The organism is Pseudoalteromonas sp. THAF3, from assembly GCF_009363775.1.
Lineage (GTDB): Bacteria > Pseudomonadota > Gammaproteobacteria > Enterobacterales > Alteromonadaceae > Pseudoalteromonas > Pseudoalteromonas ruthenica.
The window spans coordinates 523710-547805 of the sequence record NZ_CP045418.1; the positions used below are offsets into that span (position 1 = coordinate 523710).

Below are 24096 nucleotides of genomic sequence, written 5' to 3' on the forward strand. Positions count from 1 at the left end.
GGAATGGTAACTTAATGCCCAGAGCGCAATCCGGTGTGTGCGCGCAGGCCAATTTGCACGGCTTGCACTTGTTTCTCAATGTCCTTGATGGCCATGATCACGCAGTTAAAAGTAAGCTCGCACAGTTAGTGGACCTGCAAAGCGAATACGATGATCGCTTCTCTGAGGCTATGGTTTCCAGCTTTGTCGCCATAGGTGCGCAGTACTGGCCGCATTTTCATCCCGATGCCATGCCTGCAGAATTAGCGAGCTTTCCGAGTATCCCCAACCGTGACCACCACGTGCTAGCACAGCCGTTCGATTTGTTTATACAAATTCGCTCGGACCGGGAAGATGTCAATCATCTATTTGGCCAGCGAGTATTGAAACTGTTAGGCAGTGATGTGGAGCTTGTTGAGGAAATCACCTGTTATCGCTTTTTAGACGGGCGTGATTTTAATGGCTTTCTTTACGCTCCAGATACACCTCATGGACGGCAAAAAAATCTCACGGCGCTCATTAATGACCCCAGCAATGATTTTGTAAAAGGCAGTTATGTGCACGTCCAGCGCTTTACCCACAACCTCAATGCCTGGCAAGCGCTCAGTATTGAAGAACAAGAGTTGGTGATTGGCCGTACTCGTCTGGATGCCGAGCTGCTAATGCCGATTAATGCCAACAGTCACGCGGCGCGCTCAGAGTTGAAAGATGAAAAAGGCGAGCCGCTGTTACTGCACCAGGGCATGCCTTTTGGCACCATGACCAAGCAAGGCTTGCTGTCGGTGACCTGCGCCGCCAGTGGCGACGCGTTTACGCAAATGCTGAAAAGTCAGCTAGGGGATCATCATCATTATGATGCTTGGCTGGACTTTACCCAAGCTGACATGGGCTCAGCGTTTTTTGCCCCCTCGGTGGATTTTCTAAAGTCGTTGGCTACACGTTCTCAAACAGCTTACGCACCCGCTCCAGAGTAATATCAATTTCAGAGACTTTGGCGGGGGCAATAAAGATGGTGTCATCCCCGGCTATGGTTCCTAGCACGCCATCGGCCTTACCGAGAGAATCGAGCAAACGCGCGATTAATTGTGCTGCACCCGGGCTGGTGGTGATGATGATCATCATCTCATTGTGAACAATATCCAGCACTAATTGGCGCAGTGGCGACTTCGCTGTGGGAACGGCTAATTCTGCGGGTAAGCAATAGACCATTTCTTGTTTGGCGTTGCGTGTACGCACCGCACCAAACTTGCTGAGCATGCGCGAAACTTTGCTTTGGCTGATGTTATCGAAGCCTTGTTCTTTTAAGGCATCAACAATCTCTCCTTGTGAGCCGAAATTTTCTTCTTTTAGGAGGGCTTTAAAGGCTTTTACCAAGGCTTCTTGTTTTTCTTGCGCGTGCATAATAATGGTCTTTGTAGCTTAAAGTCTTATCATTCTACCCAAGAACCGGGGTTATTTCATCCAAGGCACTGGGGTTTACAGTGAAGTTTACGACTATGGTCGAGATTATCGTCAAAATAACGCGGATAAATTTGTCTTTATCGGCGCTTTTCATTATCTTTAAGGCCACCAAAAGGTCAGATGACCCAAATCTTGATAACCCAATCTCGTTATTTTACGGAGAATTAAAATGAAAGTTGCCGTTTTAGGTGCTGCCGGTGGTATCGGTCAAGCGCTCTCTTTGCTACTAAAAAATAGCCTTCCTGCTGGTTCTGAGCTTGCTCTATACGACGTAGCCCCTGTGGTTCCTGGTGTTGCTGTTGACCTGTCACACATCCCAACTGCGGTTGATGTAAAGGGCTTCGGTAAAGAAGACTTAGACGCAGCACTAAACGGTTGTGACATTGTTTTAATCCCAGCGGGTATGCCGCGTAAGCCGGGCATGGACCGCGCTGATTTGTTCAATGTAAACGCCAGCATTGTCCAGACGCTAGCTGAAGGCATTGTTAAAAACTGCCCGAAAGCCATGGTCGGTGTTATCACTAACCCAGTCAATGGCACAGTGCCAATCGTGGCTGAAGTATTCAAAAAAGCGGGCACTTATGACCCTGCACGCGTATTTGGTGTAACAACACTTGACGTCATCCGTGCAGAAACTTTCATTGCTGAGCTAAAAGGCTTGAACGTGAACGACGTGAAAGTGCCAGTAATTGGTGGTCACTCAGGGACGACTATTCTACCTCTACTGTCTCAAGTAGAAGGTGCGAGCTTCTCTGATGAGGAAGTTGCTGCGCTAACTAAGCGTATCCAAAACGCCGGTACCGAAGTTGTTGAAGCAAAAGCGGGTGGCGGTAGTGCTACACTTTCTATGGGCGCAGCTGCAGCGCGCTTCTGCTTGTCACTAGTCAAAGGCATGCAAGGTGAAGATGTTGTTGAATACGCCTATGTTGAAGGCAATGGTGAAGACGCACAGTTCTTCGCTCAGCCAGTACGTCTTGGTAAAAATGGTGTCGAAGAGTTGCTTTCTTACGGTGAACTAAGCGCCTTTGAACAACAAGCCAAAGAAGACATGCTAGGCACCTTGAATAAAGATATTCAAGAAGGCATCGACTTCATGAATAAGTAATAGCCGCTATGGCCGTTACTTCATGATATTGGCTAATAGCGATATCATGCTAAAAGCCCCTATAGTTCTGCTATAGGGGCTTTTTTGTGCATTTATTTCCTTTCCTTCCACTGGTCTGACCATTTGTCGCTAAGCGTAAATTACTTTAATTTGCGCGCATATCCACCATAATTGGCTGAATAAAAATTGATGTGAACTGGGTCAATTTTGACAGCTTGCGGTGAATTTGATACCTTAACCGCACTTTTTGGTATGACCAATTTACCCAAAGCATAAATCAACGATGTCATTGAAAGTAAAAGCAGCGAAATTATCGGACGTGATCTTGGCCCAGCTTGAGAATATGATTCTTGAGGGATCGCTGGCGCCGGGGGAAAAGCTTCCGCCTGAGCGTGAGCTGGCTAAGCAGTTTGAAGTATCACGCCCATCGCTGCGTGAGGCAATTCAAAAACTCGAAGCCAAGGGGTTGGTTACGCGCCGCCAAGGTGGTGGCACCTTTGTAAAGAATCAATTGGAAGAGGGCTTAAGTGATCCACTGTTTGAGTTGATCAGTAAGCACCCAGAGTCGCAGTTTGATTTGCTTGAGTTTCGCCACGCCCTCGAAGGTATCGCCGCCTATTATGCGGCATTGCGCGGGACTCAAAATGACTTTGTAAAGGTAAAGCATAGCTTTGAAAAAATAGCGCAAGTAAGTGATGACCTGAGTGCCAAAGCGAAAGCTATTAATGCTTTTCACTTTTGTATCGCTGAAGCGTCTCATAACGTGGTGTTACTGCACTTGGTGCGTGGCATGCAAGCTTTACTAGAGCAAAACGTACTGCAAAACTTGCAGGTATTGATGAAGAAAACCGCCGTGTCGCAGCAATTAGCGCAGCACCGCAAAGTGTTGATGGACGCCGTCATTGAAGGCCGCCCAGAAGAGGCACGCCTGGCCAGTAATGCGCACTTAGCCTTTATCGAAGAAGCCTTACTGGAAGCAACGAAAGAGCATTCGCGTATTGAGCGCTCTTTGCGACGTACCAGAGCACAATAAATTCGCTGTAAGCCTCAGTTGAGCATCGCGCTTAAGCTGGGGCTTTTTGGCATTTTAAATTCGTATTTTAAACATAAGGAAAACTCCATATGTCTGAAGTCAATAACGTTGACGTAGACGCACTCGAAACCCAGGAATGGCTACAAGCCCTTGAGTCGGTTGTGCGTGAAGAGGGCGTTGAGCGAGCTCAATACATCCTTGAACAAGTGCTAGAGCAAGCACGTCTTGATGGCGTAGATATGCCAACTGGCACTACCACAAACTACGTCAATACCATCCCCGCTGACCAAGAGCCAGCGTACCCAGGTGATGTGAACGTTGAGCGTCGTATCCGCTCTATCATTCGCTGGAATGCGATTATGATTGTTCTGCGTGCCTCGAAAAAGGATCTTGACTTGGGTGGACACATGGCGTCTTTCCAATCATCAGCGGCATTTTATGAAGTTTGCTTCAACCACTTCTTCCGCGCGCCAAATGAGCAAGACGGTGGTGATTTGGTGTATTACCAAGGTCACATTTCACCGGGTATTTATGCACGTGCCTTCGTCGAAGGGCGCCTGAGCGCAGAGCAGCTTGATAATTTCCGCCAAGAAGTAGATGGAAAAGGGTTACCTTCATACCCACACCCTAAGTTGATGCCTGAGTTTTGGCAGTTCCCAACTGTGTCTATGGGTCTAGGCCCTATCGCTTCAATCTATCAAGCTCGCTTCCTTAAGTATCTTGAAGGTCGTGGCCTGAAAGACACCAGCAACCAACGCGTTTATGCCTTCCTAGGTGATGGTGAAATGGATGAGCCAGAATCACGGGGCGCAATTTCCTTTGCTGCTCGTGAAGGCTTGGACAACTTATGCTACCTAATTAACTGTAACCTGCAGCGTCTTGATGGCCCAGTTATGGGTAATGGCAAGATTATCCAAGAGCTTGAAGGCCTGTTCAAAGGGGCTGGTTGGAACGTCATCAAAGTCGTGTGGGGCAGTGGCTGGGATAAATTACTGGCTAAAGACACCACAGGTAAATTGCTACAGCTGATGAACGAAACGGTTGACGGCGATTACCAAACCTATAAGTCAAAAGACGGTGCCTATGTGCGCGAGCACTTCTTCGGTCGTTACCCAGAAACAGCAGCTCTTGTTGCCGATATGACCGACGACGAAATCTTTGCCTTAAAGCGCGGTGGTCACGAGCCATCGAAGCTATTCGCAGCCTTTAAATCGGCGCAAGATACCAAGGGCCGTCCTACGGTGATCTTAGCTAAAACCGTTAAAGGTTATGGTATGGGCGATGCCGCCGAAGGTAAAAACATTGCTCACCAAGTGAAGAAAATGGACATGACCCACGTGGCTCACTTACGTAAGCGCTTAGGGTTAGAAGATCTTGTTTCCGAAGATGAGCTTAAAGACTTACCGTACCTGACCTTAGAAGAAGGCTCAAAAGAGTACGAGTATATGCACGCCCGTCGTAAAGAGCTGCATGGTTACACGCCAACGCGTTTGCCTAATTTCAGCGAACAGTTGCAGTTGCCGCAGATGGATGCGTTCAAGCAATTACTTGAAGAGCAAAAGCGTGATATTTCCACCACCATGGCATTTGTGCGTACTCTTAATGTATTGCTAAAAGACAAAGGCATTGGCAAAAACATTGTGCCAATTATTGCCGATGAAGCACGCACCTTCGGTATGGAAGGCTTGTTCCGTCAAATTGGTATTTATAATCCACGGGGCCAAAATTACAGCCCGGAAGACCGTGATATCGTTGCTTACTATAAAGAAGACCAAAAAGGTCAGGTGTTGCAAGAAGGTATTAACGAGCTCGGTGCGATGTCCTCATGGGTTGCTGCGGCGACCTCATACAGCACTAACGACCTACCGATGATCCCGTTCTACATCTACTACTCGATGTTTGGTTTCCAACGTGTAGGTGATATGGCGTGGATGGCCGGTGACCAACAAGCACGTGGCTTCTTGCTCGGTGCCACCGCAGGGCGAACAACGCTTAACGGAGAAGGGTTGCAGCACGAAGATGGCCACAGCCATATTCTAGCGAACACCGTGCCGAACTGTATTTCTTATGACCCAACCTTCGGCTATGAAGTCGCGGTTATCGTTCAAGATGGTATTCGCCGTATGTATGGTGAAGACCAAGAAAATATCTACTACTACCTGACGTTGATGAACGAAAACTATCATCAGCCAGCCATGCCGGAAGGTGCGGAAGAAGGGATCCGTAAGGGTATTTATAAGCTTGAAAGCTACGAAGGCAACAAGGGCAAAGTACAGTTATTAAGCTCGGGTACGATCATGAACGAAGTGCGCAAAGCCGCGCAAATTCTAAGTGATGACTACGGCGTTAGCTCAGATATATTCTCGGTAACCTCGTTTAATGAGATCACCCGTGATGGTCAAGAAGCCGACCGCTATAACATGCTGCACCCAGAGGCAGAGGCGAAAGTGCCGTATCTGCAAACTGTATTAGGTGAAGAGCCTGCGATTGCGGCTACCGACTACATGAAGAACTACGCCGAACAAATTCGTGCTTTCATCCCGGCTGAGTCATATCGCGTACTGGGTACCGATGGCTATGGCCGCTCCGACAGCCGCGAGAATCTGCGCCGTCACTTCGAGGTGAATGCAGGTTACGTGGTGGTTGCTGCACTAACAGAATTAGCGAAACGTGGCGATGTAGAAAAATCTGTGATTGCAGAAGCAATCAAGAAGTTCGACATTGATGCCGACAAGATTAACCCGCTGCACGCTTAAGGGGTTTGCAAATGAGCATTGAAATTAACGTACCTGATATTGGTGGCGATGAAGTTGAAGTCACCGAAGTGCTTGTCTCGGTAGGCGACAAGGTTGAAGTTGAGCAATCTTTGATTACCGTAGAAGGCGATAAAGCCTCTATGGAAGTGCCTGCCAGCGAAGCGGGCGTAGTAAAAGAAATCAAAGTGAAAGAGGGCGATACCGTCTCTACTGGCACTTTGATTATGATTTTCGAAGGCGAGCAAGGCAATGCCGATGCCGAGCAAAGCGAGGTTGCAGACAGCAGTGAGGACAACAGCGGTGCTAGCAATGAAGCCGGCGCCGAGGTGGAAATTACTGTGCCTGATATTGGTGATGACGAAGTTGAAGTCACCGAAATTATGGTCAGTGTCGGTGATAGCGTTGAAGAAGAACAATCAATTCTTAACGTTGAAGGCGATAAAGCTTCTATGGAAGTGCCTGCGCCACAAGCTGGTAAAGTTAAAGAAATCAAAATCAATGTCGGCGACACCGTAAAGACAGGGTCGCTGGTATTTATCTTTGAAACCGCAGGCGGTGGCAGTACCGAGAGCCCAAGCTCGAGCGATAGCGACAAGCAAGAAGCGAAAGCAGACAAAGACAGCGGCAGTGTTGAAGTTAAAGAAGTGACGGTGCCGGATATTGGCGGCGACGAAGTGGAAGTGACCGAAGTGATGGTCAGTGCTGGCGACACCGTTGATGAAGAGCAGTCGATTCTTAACGTTGAAGGCGATAAAGCTTCTATGGAAGTGCCTGCTCCTTTTGCCGGCAAAGTAAAAGAAGTGAAAGTTGCCGTGGGCGATACCGTGAAAACGGGCAGCTTAATCTTTACCTTTGAGGTGCAAGGCAGTGCCCCTGCACAGCAACAGGCTCCGGCTAAGCAACAATCAACAACGGCAAGCGACGCGCAACCGCAAGAGCACAAGGTCAGTGGCCCAGCGCCAGCGAAGCGTGAAGACTTCGTCGAAAATGCTGATTATGCCCATGCTTCACCGGTAGTGCGCCGTTTGGCCCGTGAGTTTGGTATTAACCTGGCGAAAGTCAAAGGCACAGGCCGTAAAAACCGGGTGTTAAAAGAAGACGTGCAAAACTATGTTAAAGACTTAGTGAAGCAAGTTGAATCCGGTAGCGCAGGTAAAGGCGGCAGCGGTGCCGGTGTCGACTTGATCCCATGGCCAAAAGTCGACTTCAGCAAGTTTGGTGAAGTCGAAGAGAAGAAGCTATCGCGCATTCAAAAGCTGTCTGGTGCTAACTTACACCGTAACTGGGTACATATTCCTCATGTAACCCAATACGACGAAGCCGATATCACCAGCTTAGAGGCATTCCGTAAAGAGCAAAACGCGCTGGCTGAGAAGAAAAAGCTGGGCGTTAAAATCACTCCATTAGTGTTTGTGATGAAAGCGGCAGCCAAGGCGTTGGAAGAGTTCCCAACCTTTAACTCATCACTTTCAGAAGACGGCGAGAGCTTGATTCTGAAGAAGTATGTACATATCGGTATTGCGGTTGATACCCCAAATGGCCTCGTTGTTCCTGTGGTTCGTGATGTCAACAAAAAAGGCATTATGGAGTTATCACGCGAGCTGATGGATATCTCCAAAAAGGCCCGCGATGGTAAGCTAACCTCGGCCGATATGCAGGGCGGTTGCTTCACCATCTCTAGCCTCGGTGGCATCGGTGGCACTGCGTTTACGCCTATCGTCAATGCGCCTGAGGTGGCTATTTTGGGTGTCTCTAAGTCAGACTTTAAACCGAAATGGAATGGTAAAGAGTTTGAGCCGCGCTTAATGGTGCCGCTAAGCTGCTCTTACGACCACCGTGTTATTGACGGTGCGCTGGCAGCACGCTTTACTGTGACTCTGGCAAATTACCTAAGCGATATTCGCCACTTGGTAATGTAAGCCATACAGATAATGAACTTTAATCCCAGTAATCGGTTTTTACTGGGATTTTTTTAAATTGCAATGATACAATCTTTGCACAATTTTTGTGAGCGATGGCATGTTGACAGCAAACCGTGTCATTGCTTCCCGTTCGGACAAAATAAGGTAATAGCATGAGCAACGAAATCAAAACACAAGTCGTTGTACTAGGCGGTGGTCCTGGTGGTTACTCTGCGGCATTCCGTGCTGCGGATTTAGGTTTGGAAGTGACCCTCGTTGAGTCACGCGCGACCCTAGGTGGTGTGTGCTTGAATGTCGGTTGTATCCCTTCAAAAGCACTTCTACACGTTGCTAAAGTGATTGATGACGCGAGCGAAATGGCGTCACACGGTGTTTCTTTTGGCAAGCCTGAAATTGACCTAGACAAGATCCGCGATTGGAAGGACTCTGTTATTGGTCAGCTAACTGGCGGCCTAGACGGCATGGCAAAAATGCGTAAAGTGAAAGTCGTGAGCGGCTACGGTAAATTCACTGGCAGCAACACCATTGACGTAGAAGGCGATGACGGCAAAACCACCATCACTTTTGATAATGCTATTATCGCGGCTGGTTCTCAGCCGGTGAACCTACCTTTCATTCCAGAAGACGAGCGTGTTATTGACTCGACTGGTGCGCTTGAGCTTAAAGACGTACCAGAAAAACTATTGGTACTAGGTGGTGGTATTATCGGTCTTGAAATGGGCACTGTATACCGCGCTCTTGGCTCACAAATCGACGTTGTCGAATTTGCTGATCAGCTAGTTCCGGCAGCGGACAAAGACGTTATCAAGATTTACCAGAAGTACGTTAAAGACAAGTTCAACGTTATGCTATCGACTAAGGTAACCGGTGTTGAAGCGAAAGACGACGGTCTATACGTTACTTTTGAAGGCAAAAATGCGCCGGCGGAGCCTGTGCGTTACGACAAAGTATTAGTTGCTGTTGGTCGTACACCAAATGGTAAGTTGGTTGATGCCGACAAAGCCGGTGTTAACGTTGATGAGCGCGGCTTTATCAACACTGATAAGCAAATGAAGACCAATGTTGAGCATATCTATGCCATTGGTGACATCGTTGGCCAGCCTATGCTTGCTCACAAAGCCGTTCATGAAGGCCATGTTGCCGCTGAAGTAATTTCTGGCAAGAAGCACTACTTTGATCCTAAGTGCATTCCTTCAATTGCCTACACAGACCCTGAAATTGCATGGGTTGGTGTCACTGAGAAAGAAGCAAAAGAGCAAGGGCTGAATATTGAAACAGCGGTATTCCCATGGGCTGCTTCAGGTCGTGCGATTGCTTCATCACGCACCGAAGGTCAAACTAAACTTATCTTCGATAAAGACACAGATCGTCTTATCGGTGGTGCAATGATCGGTATCAACGCTGGCGAGATGCTGGGTGAGATTGGTCTAGGTGTGGAAATGGGTGCCGATGCTGAAGACATCGCTTTAACCATCCACGCGCACCCAACGCTCAATGAGTCAATCGGTCTCGCGGCTGAAATTTTCGAGGGGTCAATCACTGACCTACCGAACAAAAAGGCTGCGAAAAAGAAGAAGTAAGCTTCTTTAACTGAATTTAAAAACCCGGCTTAGTGCCGGGTTTTTTTATGTTTGATATTTATACTTAATTGTTTAACTGTGACAGGAACATAAAAGTTGAATTCAGCAATGTAATTGGGGTGCTATAGGAAAATAAAGTAACTTAAAAGTAATCACTTTTTATTCTTTCTTTTTATTTTCTTCGGGAAAAATGTTTCATTGAATAGTGTCGGTGCTAGCAGTATAAATAGAGAAGAGCCAAAATAAAGCAGTACAATAAATATGAAGGTCAAAGGAGAAGATGTGAAGAAGTAGGTCTCTTCAGGCGGCCCATACTTCCTAAGGCTACTGATATGGCCAGTAAAAAGCGCAACTATAGGTACTGTGAGCCCTGCTAAACCGCTAAGCCAGCAAAACAATGAAAATATTGCTTTATTTATAAATAGCCTTGTTTCGCTCAATTTAGCTTGTTTTATCTTCTTTCTATTTTTCAAACTTTTTTCTCATAAGGCGAAATATGCTTCCGATTACTAGGTAGTAAAAACCATAATTTTCAAACACTTCTTATTTGTTAAATAGCATTAGAACTGAATGTGGCCATTGTTTTCAGTTAAGGCGAGTTATTGTCTTATAAAAAACTTAGCATCTGTTGTTATGTAAAGTGGGTAGTTGCTTTGTCCGAAGTAGTTCTTTACTCATTAGTATTGATGAAAAACTAATTTAAGTGCTTTTGACTATGTTCGCAAACGCTTTCGTTTTGGCAAGTACTTCCCCCTAGCTCAAATAAGCTAGGAGGAATATTCTTTTTTCAGTGGCACTCGCGGGTGTAGCTTGGTTTTATCAGCTCCTTGGTCATGGTTTTTATTACCCTACACCAGCGTTCGGTGGCTTTTGCTTGGTGCTTTTTCGCCATTGGCCCTTGGGTCAGTGCCGCTTTATGCGCCGCCAGCGCTGTGTAGTGGTAGGCGGCAACGTTGAACTGCGCTTGAGTTGCAAATGCGTGGTTTATACTTTCGACATTCTCCAGTGTGTCATCAATAAAGGCGATATTACGAATTTGCTTATCGGGTGATAGCGTGTCGTTGTACTGGATCACAAAGCACAGTAGGTTTTTGCCTTTATCTTGGCCTGCCAAATACATCACTCCTTGGCGATAGGAAATGCGACGCTGGCTGTCACTATCACACGATGAGTAGGGGCTGGCTTTACTAGCAAGTCCTGCAAACTTGGGCGCATGGGTGGCAAAAAAGCTCAGTAAATTGCCGCCATCTGGTAGTGTTAAGTCGGTAAACTGGTCTTCTGTAGCAGAAATCGTTTGGTTACCACGTGCCGTCTCAACCATTAGCCTCACCCCTTGACTGCTTAACCGTGCCAATATGGCGGGGACGTTATCTCGAGTGTAAACCATGGTGTTAAGCGCAAATAATAGGTCTGAGGCTTCAATAAGCTCCAGACTTGTGTCGGCGACACGCGGAGCTGATTGTGCAGTGACTAACTCACTTTGCCACGCATACCAAGCGGCCCCACCGAGATACTGGCACTCACTCGGGGATTGGTCATCAGCGCAGGCGATCATCGTCAGCGTATCGTCGTTATCCATCACTACCAGAGTGTTTTCTGGCTCCCCCCACTGCATTACTTGCTGCTCTAGCGAAGCAAACGAATCGGTGGTTAAAATGCTCTCTGCTGACTCAGCATACACATGGGGGCTCAGAGTCATGGTGGCGATGCCTGTAAGTAAGGCATAGTAAGTCAAAGATAAAAAGTGCATGGCATTAAGCTCCTGCTAAATCGTCGAGTATGTGGCCAGCACCTTGAAATGCCAAGGCGGCGATCGTCAATGTAGGGTTACCCGTACCAATGGTTGGAAACACACCGCTTCCTACCATATACAGGTTAGCATGGTCCCATGATTGTTGGCGGTGGTTAAGCACCGAGGTCGCTGGGTCATCACCCATGCGATAGGTGCCAACGATATGCCCTGCGCCATAAAACTTAAAATTATGCAAGGTGCCACTGTCATCCTGGTATTGGAATTTTGTCGCCGAGGCATCCTCGGCATTATTGAGGTTGGGCTCGCCGGGGTCTTGAGTATATTCGGTGGCACCTAATTGAGTGAACAGCTCTGTGGTAATTTGTTTCGCCGAAACAAACGCCTTACGCTCGTAATCGGATGCCAAGCGGTAGGTGACCTTGGGTCTTGGCAAGCCAAGGTTGTCCTTCAGCGTCGAAGATAGCTCGACTCGGTTATTGGCATCGGGGAGTTGCTCAATTAGGTAACCTAAACGCAGTTGGCGGGTGTAGGCCTGATTCAAGGTCTGCACCAGTTGTTGACCGAACAACTTACTATTCGCCGGTAAGTTATCATCTAAGCGTAGCTCTTGTCCTTGTTGATTCACCGAGTTGCCGTTCAACTGACTATTGTTCTGCCCAAATATGAAATCAGCGAGCGTCGTGCCGGGATCATTAGCAGCCCATTGCCAGCCCTCGTTACCAATCTCGATGCGATAAGCTGAGCGCTGTTTACGAAAGTCTCCATCGCGCAGCGATTCAATGCCACCTGTGGAAAGTGGACCGCGATACGGGTAAATTGGCTTCTCCGCTAGTCCCCAGCCTAAATACATAATATGGTCCATGAGGTTGCGGCCCACCTGATCGCTGCTGTTAGCAACCCCATTCTCGAAGCCAGGGTTTTCATTCGACATAAGCAGTAGTTTCGGAGTTTCAATAGCATGCGCGGCAAGCACAAAGCGTTTACCAGTGACCGAACCCTGACCTGTGGCAATGCCGTTAGCATGGGTATAGCTGATGTAATCAATGGCGCATACCTGTTGGGTCGTGCTATCGAGCTGGATATTGCTTGCCACATGTTGATAGCGGATCTCAACGTTGCCGGTTTGCAGTGCTCGAGCCAAGGTCACGGTGGCATCATATTTAGCCTGAATAGGGCAAATAGGTATGCAGTTGGTGTTACCGGCGCATTGGCGGCGCTCACCGGGGCGAGAGTTTCGTCCCTGTGGCGTTGGCGATACATAGACTTCATTGCCCTCATATTTCATGCCCAAGGTGGCATGCTCGTAGACTCTGTCTTGTAGGGCAGGAACGATCCCCGGCATGGGGAAATCATAATCAGCGCCGTAGGTGCCGCTGGGGTCGACGCCAAACTGCTCATACAGGCGCTGCATCCGCTGTTTATCGCCAGCGACGTTTATCTCTTGGTCCGCTTTTTCATAAAACGGCACTAAGTCCTGATAAAACTGCTCACCACCGGGCCAATCAACCCCTTGGCCATACAAGGTTTTAAGCTCAAAATCTTGTGGTAACAAGCGCAAGCAGGTACCTAACCAATGCCATGTGGTACCGCCACCGATGCGTTCGTAGGAGCTGGCAAAAGCAAACTTAGCATTTAAACTCGTGCCGCTGACATTGGCATCTTGCGGTGGATAATCAAAGTAACATTGTGTCGGCTTACGCCAAGCATCCACTTGTAATACTGTGTATCTTGGTGTGTTTTCGGTACTGGGATCGGGTAAGCCAAGGGGATTGTTTAGGCTATTTGCCACCGCATTCTGTGTTGCCGGTGGGTACGGGCTTTCAGGTGTTTTTGCGGCAGCTTTAAAAAAAGTATCCATATATTTGGAGCGATCAGCGGGCACGGCAGGTCCGGCCTCTAAAATAAGTACCTTTTTACCTGCTTTGCCAAGCTCGTAGGCGACAATGGCACCTGCGATTCCCGCGCCGACAATCACCACATCATATTCGGTTTTGCTATTCATCATGCTACTCCTTATTGCTCGCTGCTGTGGCCGGTAAAGTCACTTAATGTGGCGCTGGGTTTCTCCGCCCAATAGCCGTAGCGTTCATTCGAATCGCCCATAGGGTGGGCTTGCATGACCTGCCACACCAGCCCTGCAGAGTAAGCTTTACTTGACACTATGGTGAAGTCGGTACGGCTATTGTCCTTTGGGACACTGGGCCAGGCCCCCATATACCAAAGGTAAATCAGTTGTCGGCAGGCCATGGTGAAGTCAGCGCCGTTGCGCTCGCTGAGCATGGCCTCACCAATTTTTTGATCTGACAAGGGCGGTTGAACGCTTTTTAGGTCACTGTAAGTGGCGAGAATTTTGCTGCTTAAGCCGTTACTTTGTTCATCAACCTTTTCTTGCCACAGCGGCAGGTACTCAGATTTGATATCAATAGGGTCGATTTGCGGCGCGAGTTTGCTCTCGGCAAAGCCTGTTAAAACGGCACTCAAGCCGATGAAATTATCCATTTTACTCATTACTTTTCTCCTTTGGCTTGTGCACGTTGTAGTAGGTAGGTGAAATCAGCAAAGCGGCCATTGGTCATGGCGGCATTGTTGTGACAGCCAATACAGCTTGATGACGTTTGTTTAACCTCGCCTTGTATGTAGGTCTCCAAGGTGGTATTGGCAAGAAAGCTGGGGGCTGGGACGCCGGTTGGGTCGGTTTTACTTTGAGCGTCTGTGGGCCACTGAGTGCTCACTAGCTCATAGTTTACCCAAACGCTTTCGGCAAAGGCGTGCTTGAGTTGGGCATGATATTTCTGGTTCAGCTTGTTGGTTGCCTCGTCAATTGCAATTACGCGTTCAACCTGCGAGGGTTGCGTATGGGGTGTACTTGGGTCCCACGGGCGTGGCGGTGGGGTATTCACCGCAGTGCAATCATCGCAGTTGGGCCGGTAATAGTTGTAGCTCTGCTTAGTCGCCGGTTGGCCTTGCGTGGGTGCATTATTAATATGCTCGAAGGTAGACCAAATCCATTGTGGGTTGCCTGCTACTTTTGTGGCGATGTGAAAGCCAACTAAGCCAACTCGCTGCAATTGGCACGCAGCTTGAACTCCCTGGTTTTCGTCGGGATTGTTATACACATAGGCATCTACGGTATAAAAACGGCTGCGATCATCGCCTGGGCCCATCACTTTCCAAGCGGCCTTTATCATAATTGCGCCGTCTTTATTCTTACTGTTATCGGTAGACGGGAAGTCAGCGTCGCCTTTGAATTTATGTTGCCCTTGCTGGTTGTAGAGTTCGTTATCAACGATGTAATCGAACATCATTTTATTGGTGAGAATTTCAAAGCGCGTGTACTGGCCATTTTGGTCTATCAGTGGCCCGGTTTGAAACGGCTCTCCGCTTTCATCAAGCACATTCGGAGTTTTTCCCACTTGCGACAGCACTAACGCATTATTAGGTGCATCGCACTGGGTTGGCGGCGGGTTGTGCTCTTTCCAGCCGGGCGGTTTGGCACCGTTAGCTAAAAATATATCGCGACTTCCCTTATAGTGCTGCCATACCACAGCGTTGCCTTGTTGGCCTATGGTTTTACTGGTATCCGGCAGACCGTCTGCGTTTGCAGGCCAATTCAGAGCAATAAAGGACTGCCAAGAGAATACATCAAAGTCGTGCTGTAAAGATTGCAACGTGACCGGCTCGGTGACGCTGATGTCTTTGGGTAGATGGGGGGTTAACTGTTGTGTGGGCGTTGTTTGCGCATGGCCGTTAGCAAACGTACTGAGTGCGCCAACAGTGGCAACAGCAATGAGGGGTAGCCTCATATTCAGCTCCTTGAATCAATAGGGTAATGACGGTTAACACGCACTCAGTGCCTGTTAGGTGTACTAACCAATGTAGATTCAAACGCTGGGACTTCACATTACAGTGGGTTACACCGCTAACTGATAGTGGACAACGGGCCAGTCCCCCAGTGGATCATGGTGCACATACTGGCGCTGAAAGCGCATGCCTAGGCGCTTCATGACGGCGATGGAACCAAGATTTTCGGCCATTGCGATGGCGCTGAAGTAACGTACTTCTGGTTGCTGTTCAGCAAGACCATGAAGCACCGCATGAGCCGCTTCAGTGGCATAACCTTGGCCCCATGCTGAGTGTTTAAAGCGCCAACCGAGCTCAATATCGTGCCATTTTGGTGCGTCACTGAAAAAATCAAAAGGGCGCACGAGTATCCAGCCGAGATAGGCATCATCTGCGATACGGTTGACTTGCCAAATGCCCCAGCCCTTTGCAGGATTAAGGTATGCGCGAAGGCGAGGCAGAAAAACTTCGTTGATGCTTGCTCTGGAGGTGGGCGTTCCGCCATTAATGTAGCGCATCACCTTGGGGTCTTGGTCTAGTTCGTACAATAGCTCGGCGTCGCTAAGATCCATAAGGCGAAAGCGTAGTCGCGCGCTATTGGTTAGGTTAACCATGTTCTTGCATCCTTAATTCGCTTACAATAAGCGGCTATCGTCGACCTGAGGTATGTGGTGACTAATTCTGTATTAAAACTTCGTGCGCAGCAAATTGCTGATGCCAAACGCGAATACAAAGCCCGAGGCAGTAAGCTCAGCCGTTGTGAACATTGCTTGTTAGCGCAGTCATTATGTATTTGTGCCGGGGTTGAAACGGTGCCTTGTGATGTTGCCGTGTGTTTGTTGATGTATCATAACGAGAGTTTTAAACCCTCTAATACCGGTCGGCTCATTGCCGATATCGTGCCGCAGAACTTTGCTTTTCGCTGGGATAGAACCGATCCAGACCCTGCATTATTAGCGCTATTAGAAGATAGTCGTTATCAGCCGTGGGTGGTGTTCCCGGAGCAAGGCGTTGAACCACAACGAGTCTGTACTGAGGTACAGCCTATTGAGGGCAAAACGCCTTTGTTTATTTTCCTTGACGGCACTTGGCGTGAGGCGAAAAAAATGATGCGTAAATCTCCTTATTTAGATGGTTTTCCGGTGCTATCCATTGCCCCAGAGCAGGTGTCGGACTATCGCTTACGTATTGCCCCACATGAGCATCAGTTAGGGACTGCTGAAGTGGCTATTATGGTTTTAGAGTTAGCTGAACAGCACCAAGCTGCAAGCAAGCTCGCCGAGCATTTTATTGACTTTCGCAACGCTTATCTTAAAGGTAAACGTTCTAAGCTTTAGCCCCCACAGATATTCATTTAATGGCCTGATTTTGCTAGACTCGGTGTTCCTTTTTTAATCCACTAGGGATGCCAAGCTGCGCATGAATGCACGTCTATGTTTGCTGGCCTGTGCCGTGGCTCAAAGTTTGAGTCTCAGTGCACACGCTGATGAAAGTGATATTGAAAAGATCATTGTAACGGGTGACTTTAAAAGCGAATCAATCCAAGAGCTTAGCGCTAGCGCAAGCTTGTTCTCCGAGGCCGATATTGCCTCCCGCGAAGCCAAATATTTAGATGAGCTACTTAACCAAGCTGCCAATGTGAATTTTACTGCCGGCGCGTCGCGCGGTAAGTTTGTGCAAATTCGTGGTATCGGCTTGCGTTCGCAGTTTGTTGACCCTGTTAATCCATCGGTCGGAGTGGTGATTGATGGTATTAATTATTCCGGCCTTGGCGGCGCCGCAATGCTGTTTGATGTTGACCAAGTAGAGATTTATCGAGGCCCACAAGGCACGCGTTTTGGCGCCGATGCGCTCGCGGGGATGATCCACATGGAAAGCGCTGAGCCAACCTTGGAGCCTAGTGTTAAGGTGAAGCTCGGTGCGGGTAACTACAATGCGTGGGATGCTGGTATTGCTGCAGGCACCGGGTTTGGTGAAAAAAGCAGTGTGCGCGCGAGCTTCTATCAAAATAAGTCAGACGGCTATGTTGATAACCAATACCTTGATAGCAACAGTCAAAATATTGATGAACAAGTCGCCCGCATAAAGCTGCACTCGCAAATTACAGAGCATTGGCGTACGGAACTCGTTGCTCATTATATGGATATTGATAACGGCTATGATGCGTTCACCTTAGATAATTCCCGTATCAGTGTGGCCGATGAGCCCGGTAAAGATACTCAAGAGAGTGTTGCTGTGGGGCTGAGCAACATCTACAGTGGCTTTAACTTTGCCGATGTGCAATTTAACTTAACCGGTTTAGACGCTGACCTTTTATATAGTTACGATGAAGATTGGGTGTGTAATGACCCCGAGCAGCCAGCGTTGTGTTTAGAGGGCTTGCATCCCTATGCTTACAGCTCCACTGACAGTTATCAACGTGACCGTCAAGATTACACCGCAGAGCTACAACTTAGCGGTAAAGCGGGGAATTGGGTCACTGGGCTATATTACCAATCTCGAGATGTTGACTTATTGCGCCAGTACACTTGGAATGCCGGTGATTTCACATCGACCTATGACAGTGAAAATATTGCCTTATATGGGCAAATAGAAACGCCTATCAGCGACAAAACGCGGTTGGTCACGGGACTTCGCGTAGAGCGCAATGAGGGCCAATACAGTGACTCCGCTGCGGTCGTCGAGAATGTCGACGACACCATGGTCGGTGCAAAAGTGGCGCTTGAGTATCAAGTAGTGCCGAGAACGATGATTTATACCAGTATCAGCCGAGGCTACAAAGCCGGTGGTATCAATGCCGAAGCCATCGCCAAGGCCAATGATGAAGGGTTAAGCCAAGATGCTGATTTTTTCTTAAACCATCGCACTTTCGACCCAGAGTACTTATGGAATGCTGAGTTCGGCGTGAAGGGCAGCTCAGCCGATAAGCGCCTTAATTTGCGCATCACCGCGTTTTATATGTATCGCGATAATATCCAGCTAAAGGCCTGGAAAACCGAAGACCAGCAGTTCGCAGGCTACTTTGATAACGGCAACAGCGGCGAAAACTACGGCCTTGAAATTGAAGGCGAGTATGCTGTTTCTAAGCGCTTAACCTTAACGGGCAGTGTCGGTGCACTGGACAGTGAAATCGATGGTTTTGTTACCGCTGAGGGCGTTGATCAAAGTGACCGCGATCAAGCGCAAGCGCCCCATTATCAGTATGCATTGAACGCCCGTTTTGACATCACCGACGCGCTATTCGTGAACTTAGGGGTAGAAGGCAAAGACGAATACTATTTCTCAAATAGCCATAATTCGAAGTCGCCGAGCTACAACCTTGTTAATGCCAGTGTTGGCTACCAAGCCGAATATTGGGGAGTGAACTTCTGGGTGCGCAATGCCCTAGATAAAGACTACTACAATCGCGGCTTTAAATTCGGCAATAACCCAGTGAATGGTTACATCGCGCAAACTTACGTGCAATATGCCGAGCCAAGAGTTGCGGGCGTCAGCTTTAACTACGGTTTTTAGAGAGCAATAAAAAACGCGAGCCTAAGCTCGCGTTTTTTCTATTATGCTTGATAGTTCAAGCGCCGGTCACGACATTACTTCAGTAATGACTCTGTTAATACCGGGCGAATTTCTTTTACAATAGCTTTAGCGAGTTTTGGTGAACCGCAGATCACGTTACCGCTTTTCTCGTGGTTAGCACCGCCAGCAAAATCCATGACCAAACCACCGGCTTCTTTTACCAATAGTTGACCTGCAGCGGTATCCCAAGGTTTCAAACCAATCTCAAAGAAGCCATCAACACGGCCTGCCGCCACATACGCCATATCTAACGCGGCAGAGCCCGCGCGACGAATATCGGCAGTGTATACAAATAGCGATTTAAACGCTTCCATGTATGCATCCATGTGATGCTTTTGCTTAAATGGGAAGCCTGTGGCTAGCACTGTGCCAGAAAGCTCTTTAGCGTTACTAACACGAATACGCTTGCTGTTAAGTTGCGCGCCTTGACCTCGACTTGCAGTGAAAAGCTCACCACGGATAGGATCATAAACAACGGCCTGTTCGATACGGCCTTTGACCTTTAAGGCAATAGAGACGCAGAAGTGCGGAATATCTTTAATGAAGTTAGTGGTGCCATCGAGGGGATCGATCACCCAAAGGTAGTCAGCATCAGTGCCATTATGTTGGCCTAACTCTTCCCCTATAATACTGTGGTTAGGGTAAGATTTTAAGATGGTTTCGCGAATAACGGCTTCCGCCTCTTTATCAACGCTGGTTACAAAGTCGTTGCTGCCTTTTTGGCTGGCTTCTACTTTTGATAAATCTTCACAGGCGCGCAAAATCACCTTGCTTGCGTTTCGCGCAGCGCGAATCGCAATGTTTAACATCGGATGCATAGCATTACCTTTGGGTTGTAAAAGAACAATATTTCGAGCCGGCGTATTCTAGCGGTTTTTCAACTAAAGTAAATACGCGAGTAAAAATAACCTGGTGATTTTTTGTGCAGCGCTGTTTTGATTAGAAAAATTTTTCAGCGGCTCTCTACCTAGGGTTATGATAAACTACGGCGTATTGTAATTTACTAAAGAATAAACACCGTACTATGGCACTTGAGAACATTCGCATCGTTTTGGTTAACACCTCGCATTCAGGTAATATTGGCTCGGCGGCTCGAGCAATGAAAACCATGGGTTTTAGTAACCTTTATCTTGTTGACCCAGCCTGTGAAATTGATAGTCATGCCAGCGCACTCGCAGCTGGTGCTACGGATGTTTTAGGGCAGGCTCAGGTGGTCGATACGCTAGAGCAAGCACTTGAAGGCTGTGTATTGGCCATAGGCACTAGCGCCCGTTCTCGCACTTTGAGCTGGCCGATGGTAGACCCTCGTCAATGCGGTGAAAAACTTGTTAAAGAGGGCGAGAGCAGCCCTGTGGCATTGGTTTTTGGTCGTGAAAACAGCGGCTTAACCAATGAAGAGTTGCAGCTATGTAATTTCCATGTGTGTATTCCGGCGAACCCAGATTATAGCTCATTGAACCTAGCCATGGCGGTACAAACTCTGTGTTATGAGACGCGCATGCAGTTTTTAGATACCCAAGAGCAAGCGGTCGAACAAGACGACAACGAATACCCTACCAATGAACAAATGCAGCGCTTCTATGAACACTTGCAAAATACCTTTAGCAACACCGGATTTATCATCAAACAGCACCCTGGTCAGGTGATGACAAAACTCAAACGTTTGTTTAACCGTGCCCGCCCAGAGCAACAAGAGCTCAATATTCTGCGCGGTATGCTGACTTCTGTAGATAAACAGCAAAACAACCAAGACTGATACTCAGAAACGTCACTAGAGCGCTACTATGAAGGGGCGCTCGTGATCCCTCTATACACTGCAGGTTAATACTTGACTATTTTACTCAGGTAATTACAATGGCAGTCAATACCCGAGTATTTTACTCAAGTACTTCCAGTAAATACTTGACTCTAATACTCAGGTAATTAAAATTCACACTCTTGAAGAGTATGGGGGCGATATGAAGTTAACATCCAAAGGCAGATATGCGGTTACCGCGATGCTCGATGTTGCGCTGCACACCGATGCAGGGCCCGTTCCCCTTGCCGATATTTCACAGCGGCAGGAAATCTCATTATCTTATCTTGAACAATTATTCGCTCGCCTACGTAAGCAAGGGTTAGTGACCTCAGTGCGCGGTCCAGGCGGCGGTTATTTACTAGGTAAAGAAGCCGGTGCTATTTCGGTCGGCGATGTTATCAGTGCGGTTAATGAGTCGGTGGATGCCACTCGTTGTCATGGCGCTGATGGTGGGTGTCAAAGCGGCATGCGCTGTTTGACCCACACTTTGTGGTCTGACTTAAGTCAGCGCATAGAAGAGTTTTTACATGGTATTAGTTTATCTGAGTTAGTCAGCAAATCTGACATTAAAGAAGTGGCCGATCGCCAAGATAAACAGCTTAATGATGCCATTAGCAAGTTAGAAAATATTCAAGTCAGCTGTCAACTGTAAGCAACTAGGTTGCCGTAAGCGGAGAAAGTAATGAAGTTACCGATTTATTTAGATTATGCAGCAACAACGCCGGTGGACCCGCGCGTTGCCGAAGAAATGATGCAATGCCTGACAATGGAAGGTAATTTTGGTAACCCCGCATCGCGTTCACACCGCTTCGGTTGGCAAGCGGAAGAAGCGGTCGATCAGGCGCGTCACGACATTGCCGATTTAATCAACGCCGATGCCCGTGAAATTGTATTTACTTCAGGTGCGACTGAATCGAATAACCTAGCTATTAAAGGCGCCGCTAACTTTTATAAGAAAAAAGGTAAGCACGTGATTACCGTGCGTACCGAGCACAAAGCGGTGATCGATACCTGTCGTGAGCTTGAGCGTCAGGGCTTTGAAGTGACTTATATGGACGTTGAAGAAAACGGCCTACTTGATTTGAAAAAGCTGGAAGCAGCAATGCGTGACGACACCATTTTAGTGAGCGTGATGCACGTAAATAACGAACTTGGTGTCATTCAAGATATCGCCACCATCGGTGAGATGTGTCGCGAACGTAAAATTATGTTCCATGTCGATGCCGCTCAAAGCGCCGGTAAGGTGAAAATTGACTTACAAGAGTTGAAAGTCGACTTCATGTCATTTTCTGGCCACAAAGTATATGGCCCTAAAGGCATTGGTGCCTTGTATGTGCGCCGTAAGCCACGTGCGCGTTTAGAAGCGCAAATGCACGGTGGTGGTCATGAGCGTGGTATGCGCTCGGGCACGCTGGCAACGCATCAAATCGTTGGCATGGGCGCGGCATTCCGCTATGCCAAACAGGATTTTGATAAAGACCATGCACACATCAGTGCCCTGCGTCAGCGCTTAATTGACGGCATTATGAATGACATGGACGAAGTGTATTTTAATGGTGCACCGGAGCAATCGGTTCCTGGTATTACCAACATTAGCTTCAACTTTGTTGAGGGTGAGTCGCTGTTAATGGCAGTGAAAGACATTGCCGTATCTTCTGGCTCAGCCTGTACATCAGCAAGCTTGGAGCCGTCTTACGTGCTGCGTGCACTAGGTCGTAACGATGAGCTAGCACACAGCTCGATTCGCTTCAGTATTGGTCGTTTCACCACTGAAGAGGAAATCGATTACACCGTAAAACTTATTAAAGAGTCCATTGGCCGCTTGCGTGAAATGTCTCCATTGTGGGAGATGCACCAAGAAGGGATTGATTTAGAATCGGTTGAATGGGCACATCATTAAGCCTTGGCGAATGACAAGGTAGCGAGGTAAAAGTTATGGCATACAGTGATAAAGTAATTGATCATGTTGAAAATCCACGTAACGTGGGCGTTCTAGACAAAAACGATCCCAGCGTTGCAACCGGTATGGTCGGCGCACCTGCGTGTGGCGACGTTATGAAGCTGCAAATCAAGGTATCTGATACAGGTGTCATCGAAGACGCTAAGTTCAAAACCTATGGCTGTGGTAGTGCAATCGCATCATCATCGCTGGTCACTGAGTGGGTGAAAGGCAAAACCTTAGATGAAGCGGCGACTATCAAAAATACCGACATCAGTGCAGAGCTAGAATTACCACCAGTGAAAATTCACTGTTCAATCCTAGCGGAAGATGCAATCCAAGCAGCAATCAAAGATTACAAGAGCAAGCAAGACAAATAAGGCGGCAGTATATGGCAATCACCTTAACAGACTCAGCAGCAGACCGAGTTAAATCCTTCCTCGCAAACCGTGGCAAGGGCATAGGTTTGCGCGTGGGGATCAAAACCACCGGCTGTTCGGGGCTTGCCTATGTGCTAGAGTTTGTCGACGAGCTCAGCGAAGGAGATCAAACCTTCGAAGACAAGGGCGTAACCCTGATCATTGATGCAAAAAGCCTGGTGTATATTGATGGCACTGAATTGGACTTCACCAAAGAAGGGTTGAATGAAGGGTTTAAGTTTAATAACCCGAACCAAAGTGGTGAATGTGGCTGCGGCGAGAGCTTCACTGTTTAATAACCAGCAGTGAGTACGCCGAAGCGGTGTGCATCGCACGTTTTTAAGCCCTACCCAATGTAGGGCTTTTCATTATAGGGTTTAACCAATGCGTTATTTTGAACTATTTTCTATTCCAGTCAGCTTTACGGTTGATTTAACCTTAATTAATGAGCGCTATTTAGAGTTGCAACGTGCTGCTCACCCAGACAGACACAGTGGTGGCAGTGAGCGGGATAAACTCGTCGCCGTGCAAAAAACAGCGGAAATCAATGATGCGTTGCAAACGCTTAAGCACCCAGTAAAGCGCGCAGAGTATATGCTGGCTGAGCTTGGGGTGGACCTACGCGGCGAACAGCAGACGCTGCAAGACCCTGAATTTTTAATGCAGCAAATGGAGCTGCGTGAAGAGCTTGAAGAATTGCAATCAGCCAGCGATCCGGATGCGGCCATCGCTGAGTTTGAAAAGCACATTGCTGCCTTAGATAAGCAATACAGCAATGAACTCGCGACGCTGTTAGCGAGCGACGATTCAGCACAATGGCACAAGGCTGCAGATGACGTGCGCAAACTGAAGTTTGTCTACAAGTTACGAGACGAACTAGAACGCATTGAAGATGAGTTATTTGATTAGCGCATTAAACGAAAAGGTTTTTTAGATTA

General features: G+C 47.9%; 21 protein-coding genes. 14 read left to right on the plus strand and 7 right to left on the minus strand.

Features of this window, described 5'->3' with window-relative positions; genetic code table 11:
- Window positions 1-14: 14 nt before the first annotated feature.
- Window positions 15-953, plus strand: a complete 939-nt coding sequence (locus FIU82_RS02430) for a Dyp-type peroxidase (protein ID WP_152440240.1) — start codon at window positions 15-17, stop codon at window positions 951-953.
- On the opposite strand, the gene argR is transcribed toward FIU82_RS02430, so the two are convergent.
- A complete protein-coding gene (gene argR, locus FIU82_RS02435; RefSeq protein WP_022945358.1) occupies window positions 913-1380 on the minus strand; it encodes a transcriptional regulator ArgR in 468 nt (155 codons plus the stop codon). The genes FIU82_RS02430 and argR overlap by 41 nt on opposite strands.
- A 229-nt stretch (window positions 1381-1609) precedes the next feature.
- On the opposite strand from argR, the gene mdh reads away from it, so the two are divergent.
- The 5 genes from mdh to lpdA all read left to right on the plus strand — a co-directional run bounded on the left by mdh (window position 1610) and on the right by lpdA (window position 9836).
- Complete coding sequence (gene mdh / locus FIU82_RS02440; protein ID WP_022945360.1) at window positions 1610-2545, plus strand: malate dehydrogenase; 936 nt, start codon at window positions 1610-1612, stop codon at window positions 2543-2545.
- 283 nt (window positions 2546-2828) lie between these two features.
- Complete coding sequence (gene pdhR, locus FIU82_RS02445; RefSeq protein ID WP_022945361.1) at window positions 2829-3578, plus strand: pyruvate dehydrogenase complex transcriptional repressor PdhR; 750 nt, start codon at window positions 2829-2831, stop codon at window positions 3576-3578.
- A gap of 89 nt (window positions 3579-3667) precedes the next feature.
- Window positions 3668-6334: a pyruvate dehydrogenase (acetyl-transferring), homodimeric type gene (aceE, locus tag FIU82_RS02450; RefSeq protein ID WP_022945362.1), complete on the plus strand. Its 2667-nt coding sequence runs from the start codon at window positions 3668-3670 to the stop codon at window positions 6332-6334.
- Between the two features lie 11 nt (window positions 6335-6345).
- Window positions 6346-8253, plus strand: coding sequence for a pyruvate dehydrogenase complex dihydrolipoyllysine-residue acetyltransferase (gene aceF / locus FIU82_RS02455; protein ID WP_152440241.1), 1908 nt, complete (start codon window positions 6346-6348; stop codon window positions 8251-8253).
- A 155-nt stretch (window positions 8254-8408) separates the two neighbouring features.
- Window positions 8409-9836, plus strand: a complete 1428-nt coding sequence (lpdA, locus tag FIU82_RS02460; protein ID WP_045980580.1) for a dihydrolipoyl dehydrogenase — start codon at window positions 8409-8411, stop codon at window positions 9834-9836.
- A gap of 787 nt (window positions 9837-10623) precedes the next feature.
- Here the strand turns inward: lpdA and FIU82_RS02465 are convergent.
- The 5 genes from FIU82_RS02465 to FIU82_RS02485 form a co-directional block, all read right to left on the minus strand.
- Window positions 10624-11586: a DUF2608 domain-containing protein gene (locus FIU82_RS02465; RefSeq protein WP_152440242.1), complete on the minus strand. Its 963-nt coding sequence runs from the start codon at window positions 11584-11586 to the stop codon at window positions 10624-10626.
- Between the two features lie 4 nt (window positions 11587-11590).
- Window positions 11591-13594, minus strand: coding sequence for a GMC family oxidoreductase (locus tag FIU82_RS02470; RefSeq protein WP_253946336.1), 2004 nt, complete (start codon window positions 13592-13594; stop codon window positions 11591-11593).
- Window positions 13595-13602: 8 nt separating this feature from the next.
- Entirely contained in the window at window positions 13603-14097 is a 495-nt protein-coding gene (locus FIU82_RS02475) for a hypothetical protein (RefSeq protein WP_045980583.1), read from the minus strand.
- A complete protein-coding gene (locus FIU82_RS02480) occupies window positions 14097-15392 on the minus strand; it encodes a hypothetical protein (RefSeq protein WP_152440243.1) in 1296 nt (431 codons plus the stop codon). Before FIU82_RS02480 ends, FIU82_RS02475 begins: the two co-directional genes overlap by 1 nt.
- A gap of 108 nt (window positions 15393-15500) precedes the next feature.
- Complete coding sequence (locus FIU82_RS02485; protein WP_152440244.1) at window positions 15501-16043, minus strand: GNAT family N-acetyltransferase; 543 nt, start codon at window positions 16041-16043, stop codon at window positions 15501-15503.
- Between the two features lie 57 nt (window positions 16044-16100).
- On the opposite strand from FIU82_RS02485, the gene FIU82_RS02490 reads away from it, so the two are divergent.
- Together FIU82_RS02490 and FIU82_RS02495 are read left to right on the plus strand one after the other, a co-directional pair.
- A complete protein-coding gene (locus tag FIU82_RS02490; RefSeq protein WP_151173216.1) occupies window positions 16101-16766 on the plus strand; it encodes a tRNA-uridine aminocarboxypropyltransferase in 666 nt (221 codons plus the stop codon).
- Window positions 16767-16848: 82 nt separating this feature from the next.
- Complete coding sequence (locus tag FIU82_RS02495) at window positions 16849-18942, plus strand: TonB-dependent receptor (RefSeq protein ID WP_152440245.1); 2094 nt, start codon at window positions 16849-16851, stop codon at window positions 18940-18942.
- 74 nt (window positions 18943-19016) lie between these two features.
- Here FIU82_RS02495 and suhB read toward each other — a convergent pair whose 3' ends face one another.
- Entirely contained in the window at window positions 19017-19820 is an 804-nt protein-coding gene (suhB, locus tag FIU82_RS02500; protein WP_022945497.1) for an inositol-1-monophosphatase, read from the minus strand.
- 206 nt (window positions 19821-20026) lie between these two features.
- On the opposite strand from suhB, the gene trmJ reads away from it, so the two are divergent.
- From trmJ to hscB, 6 genes are all read left to right on the plus strand, one after another.
- Window positions 20027-20758, plus strand: a complete 732-nt coding sequence (gene trmJ, locus FIU82_RS02505; RefSeq protein WP_152440246.1) for a tRNA (cytosine(32)/uridine(32)-2'-O)-methyltransferase TrmJ — start codon at window positions 20027-20029, stop codon at window positions 20756-20758.
- 202 nt (window positions 20759-20960) lie between these two features.
- Window positions 20961-21452 carry a Fe-S cluster assembly transcriptional regulator IscR gene (gene iscR, locus FIU82_RS02510; protein ID WP_022945495.1) on the plus strand — a complete coding sequence of 164 codons (492 nt, stop codon included), beginning with the start codon at window positions 20961-20963 and terminating at the stop codon, window positions 21450-21452.
- 30 nt (window positions 21453-21482) lie between these two features.
- Entirely contained in the window at window positions 21483-22700 is a 1218-nt protein-coding gene (locus tag FIU82_RS02515; protein WP_045980587.1) for an IscS subfamily cysteine desulfurase, read from the plus strand.
- 35 nt (window positions 22701-22735) lie between these two features.
- The gene (iscU, locus tag FIU82_RS02520) at window positions 22736-23119 is read left to right on the plus strand and encodes a Fe-S cluster assembly scaffold IscU (RefSeq protein WP_022943774.1); all 384 of its coding nucleotides are present in this window, start codon (window positions 22736-22738) and stop codon (window positions 23117-23119) included.
- An 11-nt stretch (window positions 23120-23130) separates the two neighbouring features.
- On the plus strand, window positions 23131-23454 hold the full coding sequence (iscA, locus tag FIU82_RS02525; protein ID WP_022943775.1) for an iron-sulfur cluster assembly protein IscA: 324 nt from the start codon (window positions 23131-23133) through the stop codon (window positions 23452-23454).
- A gap of 88 nt (window positions 23455-23542) precedes the next feature.
- Window positions 23543-24067 carry a co-chaperone HscB gene (gene hscB, locus FIU82_RS02530; RefSeq protein WP_022943776.1) on the plus strand — a complete coding sequence of 175 codons (525 nt, stop codon included), beginning with the start codon at window positions 23543-23545 and terminating at the stop codon, window positions 24065-24067.
- The last annotated feature ends 29 nt before the right edge of the window (window positions 24068-24096 follow it).

Excerpts from the sequence above, each read along its gene's own strand:
- FIU82_RS02430 (WP_152440240.1), top strand. The coding sequence starts at position 15 with ATGCCCAGAGCGCAATCCGGTGTGTGCGCGCAGGCCAATTTGCACGGC.
- argR (WP_022945358.1), bottom strand. The coding sequence starts at position 1,380 with ATGCACGCGCAAGAAAAACAAGAAGCCTTGGTAAAAGCCTTTAAAGCC.
- mdh (WP_022945360.1), top strand. The coding sequence starts at position 1,610 with ATGAAAGTTGCCGTTTTAGGTGCTGCCGGTGGTATCGGTCAAGCGCTC.
- pdhR (WP_022945361.1), top strand. The coding sequence starts at position 2,829 with ATGTCATTGAAAGTAAAAGCAGCGAAATTATCGGACGTGATCTTGGCC.
- aceE (WP_022945362.1), top strand. The coding sequence starts at position 3,668 with ATGTCTGAAGTCAATAACGTTGACGTAGACGCACTCGAAACCCAGGAA.
- aceF (WP_152440241.1), top strand. The coding sequence starts at position 6,346 with ATGAGCATTGAAATTAACGTACCTGATATTGGTGGCGATGAAGTTGAA.
- lpdA (WP_045980580.1), top strand. The coding sequence starts at position 8,409 with ATGAGCAACGAAATCAAAACACAAGTCGTTGTACTAGGCGGTGGTCCT.
- FIU82_RS02465 (WP_152440242.1), bottom strand. The coding sequence starts at position 11,586 with ATGCACTTTTTATCTTTGACTTACTATGCCTTACTTACAGGCATCGCC.
- FIU82_RS02470 (WP_253946336.1), bottom strand. The coding sequence starts at position 13,594 with ATGATGAATAGCAAAACCGAATATGATGTGGTGATTGTCGGCGCGGGA.
- FIU82_RS02475 (WP_045980583.1), bottom strand. The coding sequence starts at position 14,097 with ATGAGTAAAATGGATAATTTCATCGGCTTGAGTGCCGTTTTAACAGGC.
- FIU82_RS02480 (WP_152440243.1), bottom strand. The coding sequence starts at position 15,392 with ATGAGGCTACCCCTCATTGCTGTTGCCACTGTTGGCGCACTCAGTACG.
- FIU82_RS02485 (WP_152440244.1), bottom strand. The coding sequence starts at position 16,043 with ATGGTTAACCTAACCAATAGCGCGCGACTACGCTTTCGCCTTATGGAT.
- FIU82_RS02495 (WP_152440245.1), top strand. The coding sequence starts at position 16,849 with ATGAATGCACGTCTATGTTTGCTGGCCTGTGCCGTGGCTCAAAGTTTG.
- suhB (WP_022945497.1), bottom strand. The coding sequence starts at position 19,820 with ATGCATCCGATGTTAAACATTGCGATTCGCGCTGCGCGAAACGCAAGC.
- trmJ (WP_152440246.1), top strand. The coding sequence starts at position 20,027 with ATGGCACTTGAGAACATTCGCATCGTTTTGGTTAACACCTCGCATTCA.
- iscR (WP_022945495.1), top strand. The coding sequence starts at position 20,961 with ATGAAGTTAACATCCAAAGGCAGATATGCGGTTACCGCGATGCTCGAT.
- FIU82_RS02515 (WP_045980587.1), top strand. The coding sequence starts at position 21,483 with ATGAAGTTACCGATTTATTTAGATTATGCAGCAACAACGCCGGTGGAC.
- iscU (WP_022943774.1), top strand. The coding sequence starts at position 22,736 with ATGGCATACAGTGATAAAGTAATTGATCATGTTGAAAATCCACGTAAC.
- iscA (WP_022943775.1), top strand. The coding sequence starts at position 23,131 with ATGGCAATCACCTTAACAGACTCAGCAGCAGACCGAGTTAAATCCTTC.
- hscB (WP_022943776.1), top strand. The coding sequence starts at position 23,543 with ATGCGTTATTTTGAACTATTTTCTATTCCAGTCAGCTTTACGGTTGAT.